The organism is Pedobacter sp. (genome assembly GCF_045628745.1).
In the GTDB taxonomy this organism is placed as follows: domain Bacteria; phylum Bacteroidota; class Bacteroidia; order Sphingobacteriales; family Sphingobacteriaceae; genus Pedobacter.
The window spans coordinates 1-6,113 of the sequence record NZ_JAZQPU010000030.1 but is presented as its reverse complement, the minus strand read 5'-3'; the positions used below and the strand labels follow the sequence as shown (position 1 = coordinate 6,113).

4 protein-coding genes are annotated in these 6,113 nt (G+C 38.9%); 3 read left to right on the top strand and 1 reads right to left on the bottom strand.

The window, feature by feature from the left end; all coding sequences use genetic code 11:
- A partial coding sequence (locus tag ACR2F7_RS01325; protein WP_432711809.1) for a hypothetical protein occupies positions 1-1,153 on the bottom strand: 1,153 nt, incomplete at its 3' end.
- Positions 1,154-1,567: 414 nt separating this feature from the next.
- On the opposite strand from ACR2F7_RS01325, the gene ACR2F7_RS01320 reads away from it, so the two are divergent.
- From ACR2F7_RS01320 to ACR2F7_RS01310, 3 genes are all read left to right on the top strand, one after another.
- A complete protein-coding gene (locus ACR2F7_RS01320; RefSeq protein WP_432711808.1) occupies positions 1,568-2,155 on the top strand; it encodes an RNA polymerase sigma factor in 588 nt (195 codons plus the stop codon).
- Positions 2,156-2,239: 84 nt separating this feature from the next.
- Complete coding sequence (locus ACR2F7_RS01315; protein WP_432711807.1) at positions 2,240-3,229, top strand: FecR family protein; 990 nt, start codon at positions 2,240-2,242, stop codon at positions 3,227-3,229.
- A 253-nt stretch (positions 3,230-3,482) separates the two neighbouring features.
- Positions 3,483-6,113: SusC/RagA family TonB-linked outer membrane protein (locus ACR2F7_RS01310; protein WP_432711806.1), on the top strand; the 2,631-nt coding region annotated here is incomplete at its 3' end.

The following is a 6,113-nucleotide window of genomic DNA, read 5'->3' as shown; positions in this document are numbered from 1 at the left end:
GGGGTGTACCCAGGTAAACCGTTCCTAAAGCTCTTTTTCCTTGTGCAGCACTGATCCATCCATGTCCTGCTGCCGTTCTTTTCTTTAAGGTAAATCCTTCAGAATTGCCCTGAAACAAAGTATAATCGCCCCATGAAGGCACATATTTAAGCTGATCAGCAATTTTTCCAGGAAGTGCTGTTGTAGCAGGTGTTGCTGTGCCATTAATTTGTGCCTGGGTAAATGCTTTGCCCGGATCACGGCGTAAACCTGTGAGCCCACGTACGGCTTCAGAAAATAGGCCATCATGCTCAGCATTGACAAAGCGGATATGCCTGTTGTGCAATTCATCGTTAAGGGGAACTGCTAAGGATAAACCTATGGCTTTCACAAAGTGGATCTGCTCATTGGCATCATAAATCAAGGTGTGCATCACTTTTATTTCATCACTGCCTGCAAAGAAAATCAGCCTGATGACAAAGGGTAGCAAGGTTAAATTTGTTGAAGTATGGCGACCTGTTATTTTGATGACTGCCCGCAAGGGTCCATTTTGCTCAATGATTATATTTTCAATTTGTCCTTTTAAAGTTTGCCGATGAACAGGGTTGTCGTAATTATCATCAGGCTGGTCTTGAATGATGGCTTCCAGCACAGCAGCACTTGCTATAACCTGGTTATCCAGGCTAATAGCAGACATTAAAACCTGTCCGCTTTTATGAACCTTACATTGTAACTTTTGAGTATTGATTTCAATTTCAGATCCTGTATCTTTAACTGTAATAATTTTATCTGCTGGGGCTGTTTTTCCCGGTGTTATTGCATAGTCTTCGTTGGCAGGTAGCGCTGTTGCTGCATGCCCTGTCCACTTTAAAGAGCCATCTGGCCAGTAGGCTAAAGGCCATGACTGAAGCTTATAAGTTTCCTTTTGCTTATTGAGCAAGTGAAATTCCTGGTTGGGTTGTAATTCACCCCTCGACCAGGGAACACCCCATGTTAAGCCGGATGATAGGTTTGTTTTACTTTTTTCAAGCCAGGCTAATTTAATAGGTTCAACAGGGCCCTTTATTTTTGAAAGAATAGACGTGGTTTTATGGTTGACGATCACTGGCGCAGCCGCAGTCATGATCATTGAATTTTTAAGGAATTTTCGTCTGGTATGCTTTAGTTCGGTCATGTTTAAGGTGGTTGCGGCTAAATATATGAATTAAATCTACTATCTTGGTCGACATTTAATGAACAAGCTAATTTTCTTAAAATGTACATAATCAATGTTATTTAGATAAACTCATGTATAATTCTATCTATAAGAAGCAATTTATGCTAAAAATTACAGCAAAATATTTTTATAATCTAGTTGTTACATAATTTTTAATAATGGTGAAGTTAGTTTTTAGGGATTTAAGCTTGATGATGGTCATTAAATGAAAAAACTAGAGATTAGTTTTATATTTAGACGCTTAGATCATATAATAACAAAATCATAAAGTTATAATTGCCTTGTAAAGGCAAATAATTGAAAATATAGGTATCAAGAAAAATATAGCAGGTTCTTTTAGCAAAAAGCTTAAACAACCTTAGCAAAGCAAAGATGAAGGACAATCTTACTCCGTACGACAAAGATCTAATAGCTTTATGTAAAAAGGGAGATCCGCTTGCATTTAAGCAGATATATGAGCAGTATTGGCAGCTGCTTTATATTGCTGCTTTTAAAGTATTAAAAGATGAGGATGAGGCAAAAGATGTGGTGCAAGAAGTATTCATCTCTTTTATAGACCGTGCAGGGCTGTTTGAAATCCAAACAAGCATAGCTGGCTATCTTTACACTGCAGTACGGTATAAGGTTTTAGATTTTATCAGCAGAAAAAAGATCCGGGAAAATCATGTAGCCTCCATCACTACCTTCCTTGAGGAGAATACTTATAGGGCCGACCATCATGTTATTGAAAAGGAAACCATTGCAGAAATAGAACGTGAAATTCAGTTTTTACCCACAAAAATGAGGCAAATCTTTGAATTGAGTAGAAAAGAACATTTGACTTACAAGGAAATTGCCGACCGATTAAATTTATCAGACAAAACAGTAAAAAAGCAAATCAATAATGCTTTGAAAATCCTTAAACCAAAGCTAAATGCTTATAATATGATCTATGTTTTGATTTATTTCAAGCTTCTTTAAATATTTTATAATTTTTCTACTACCAAAGCCATTCTAAAACGACATCTATACAGTTATCCTATTAACTGCTCTTAGAAATGTCATATGGAAAATAAATTTATAGAAGATTTATTCAAAAAGTATAGCGAGTGTAAAACCTCGGAAGAAGAAAAAGCACTTCTCCACGATTGGTATCTTGAGGAGCTCAAAAAAGTGCGCTCCACCCCTATACAAATTCCACCCACATTAGGACAAGAAATCTGGCATACTATAGAGCTTAAGAGGAAAGCGAAAAAGAAAACGCTCCTGCGGAGGAAACTTTACAAAGTTTTACCTTATGCCGCAGTTTTAGCCATCGCAGTATTGGTCATTTTGCCATTTAGAAATAAAAAAAAGCTATTCCCAACTGCCCTTGTATCGCAAAAGTTTAAACCTGCAAAAGTGCTTTCCGCTTCTCAAAAGGAAAACACCTTAATCAAACTTCCCGATGGGAGTATCGTCATTTTGGGAAAAGGCAGTGTTTTAACCCTTACTAAAGATTTCAACCAACACAAAAGCAGAGCAGTATCCCTTGTAGGACAAGCTTTTTTTGATATTAAGCATAACCCTGCGAAACCTTTTATCATCCACACTGGCGCTGTAAAAACTGTTGTTTTGGGAACCTCTTTTGATGTGTTGGCACCAAAAGGTTCTAATAGGGTGACTGTTAATGTGATCAGGGGAAAAGTAAGCGTGGAAAGCAAAACCACTCAATTAGCACTACTCACACGAAATATGCAGATCGTTTACGACGAGAATGCAGACAAGGCGGTCATCAAGACCGTGAATGCAGAAAAGGAACTTGCCTGGAACAAAAAAGATATGGAATTTAATGACATCTCCTTTGGTGACGCCAAACGTCTGTTAGAAGAACGTTTTAACGTTCACATCCAATTAGAAGACCCCCAATTGCAACAAGTAAAATTCACCACCTCATTGGGTGCACAAGAGTCATTGGAACATTTTCTTGGCGTACTTTGTGATTTCAACGAAGCCGAATTCTCTTACCATAAAATAAGTAAAACAGTTATTATCCAACCATTAAAACCAAACTAAACAAAGCCATCATCAGCCAATTGCTTTACCAATCAATAACTTTTGATGGCTTAAAAACATTCACACTTAAAAATTAAACTATGAAAAAATTCTACTCCAGACTCAAGAACTCTACTTAAAGAAAGGTAAGGTTATCCCTCAATATTGCGAGTATTGATGAACATACCTTACCTCCCTGGCGTAACATTTAGAATGATACGCCATTTCATGTAACACCAACAAGCGTTTAGTAATCACAATTAAGAACTAAAATATGTATTTTTCTGCAGAAGCTGCAAGAGACGGGAATGCTATTTCCCGGAAATTACCCAAATACCTCCTATATTGTATGCGTATATCCTTAATTATATGCTCTCTTCTAACCATTTCCCTTCAAGGGATAGCCTTAGATGCCAGTAGTCAGGCAATGGAACATGTAAATGTGAGCATTGAACTTAAAAACGAACCCCTTCTCCATGCCATCAAGAAAATTGAGCTGAGCACTCCATTTAAATTCATGTTTAGAGAAAATGACATCAACAATATCAAGAACCTTACCGTGAGCAAAGATTCTATGAGTGTAGACCACCTGATGAAAACGTTGCTTAAAAACACAGGACTAAGCTATAAGCAAACGGACAACAGGATCTTGATCTCTACACAAAAAAGATTAGCAGAAACCAACACTATACTTGCTGATTCTATCATTGTGGGTACGGTGTATGACGGTAAAACCAAACAAACTATTGTAGGTGCAACAATAACTGTTAAAAACCGCACCACCCGTGCTTCTACAGATGCCAAGGGTAATTTTAAAGTACAAGCACCCATTGGTGCAGTGCTTTTGATTAGCTATATTGGCTATGAAACGCAAGAAGTAACCATTACCAAAAGTAAGCTGGAGATCAGGTTGAAAGAAGCAGCGCAATCTTTACAGGGTGTTGTGGTAACAGGTATCGTTAATCAATCGAAATCTACCTTTACAGGTGCGGCGAGAACATTTAATGCCGAGGAATTAGCCAAAGTGTCTAATAACAATGTGCTTTCTGCCTTAAAAAGTCTGGATCCCTCTTTCCAGATTCCAGAAAACCTGAGTATGGGTTCAAACCCAAATGTATTGCCAGATGTGGTTTTGCGGGGTGGCAATACCCTTGTTGATATCCGCCAGGAAGGCCAGTCAGATCCTTTTAACTATCAGTCGGCACCAAACGCCCCGCTTTTTATATTAGATGGATTTGAAACCTCCTTGCAAAGGATCAACGATCTTGATATGAACAGAATTGCGAGCGTTACCATTCTAAAAGATGCCGGTGCTACCGCTATTTATGGATCAAGAGGTGCCAATGGTGTTATTGTCATTGAGCAAATCAGACCTGTAGAAGGAAAGTTGCGTGTATCTTATAATGCAAGTGCAATCATTGAAGCCCCAGATCTTTCTGGCTACGACATGTTGAATGCCCAGGAAAAGTTTGACCTTGAAGATCGTACTGGAGTGTTTGTCAATCCCTTTAATAATACCCAAAATGGTTTAGACCTGATCAGGGCATCGCGTTTAGCTGCCATTAAAAAAGGTGTCAATACCGATTGGTTAAGTAAACCTTTACGTACTGGCATAGGTCAGAAACACAATATATATGTGGAAGGTGGCGACCAGGCTGTTTCTTATGGTGTAGGTGTTACCTACGATCAAAAAATGGGGGTCATGAAAGGTTCTGACAGAAGAACCACTACGGCCAACTCCTTTCTCTCCTATCGATTAAAAAACTTCCAGTTCAGGAATGAGCTGACCCTAAGTTTTAACAAAGCCAATAACTCACCTTATGGGTCGTTTACGCAATATGCACAACTTAATCCTTACTGGAGTCCTTACGACGATGCAGGAAACCTTAAAGTTTACCTTGAAAATGTCATAGACCCGCAAACTGGTGCAAGAATTACCTCACAAGACCGGTTCGATAATTTAAACGGCTATACTGGCAGAGCAGTAAATCCTTTATATAATGCCTCTTTAAACCTTACCGATCAAACAAGCTTTAAAGGGATCACCAATAATTTCGAAACACGCTGGCAAGCAAAGGAATGGTTAAGGTTAACTGCCAGACTCTCCTACACCCAACAGTCAGATCAATCAGACATCTTTTTACCGGCACAGCATAGTTCATTTGCTGATGTGCCTACTTTTGAAAAAGGTTCTTATACCCAGGGAACAGGAAACCTGGAGCGTCTGGAAGGCTTTTTTACTACAGAAGCCAATAAAACTTTGGGCAAACATTTCTTCTCTGCTTCAGGAACGGTTAACATCAAGGAAAGCACTTATGATACCCAGTCTATCCGTGTTATCGGTTTTCCAAACCCAAGCTTAAATCAGTTGATTTTAGGTAATCAATACCCTGATGGAGAAAAACCCACTGGAACAGAAAGTATAACCAGGTCAATTGGTACCCTTGGCCGCCTGGCTTACACTTATGATAACCGCTTTTTATTCGATGCTACCTATCGCCTCGATGGTTCCTCTTTATTTGGCTCTAATCAAAGGTTCGCCCCTTTCTGGTCTATTGGTGCTGGCTGGAACATCCATAATGAAGCCTTCTTTAAGGACAATGAAAATATAAAAGAATTCCGTTTGAGGTATACGCTGGGCACCACAGGTTCTGAAAGTTTTCAAAGTTACAAAGGCATCACCACAAGTCAGTATTATACAGATCGTGAATACAGAGGTGTTATTGCTACTTATTTGTTAGGTTATGGTAATGAAGCCCTGGCCTGGCAAAAAACGTTAAAGAACAATTTTGGTTTAGATTTGAACCTCTTTAACCGTTTGAGTGTAACCGCAAACTATTTCAATGAACGTACCAAAGGTAGTATCGCCTTTATTTCAAGCGCCCCCTCTTCTGGTTTTAATGGC

Excerpts from the sequence above, each read along its gene's own strand:
- ACR2F7_RS01315 (WP_432711807.1), top strand. The coding sequence starts at position 2,240 with ATGGAAAATAAATTTATAGAAGATTTATTCAAAAAGTATAGCGAGTGT.
- ACR2F7_RS01320 (WP_432711808.1), top strand. The coding sequence starts at position 1,568 with ATGAAGGACAATCTTACTCCGTACGACAAAGATCTAATAGCTTTATGT.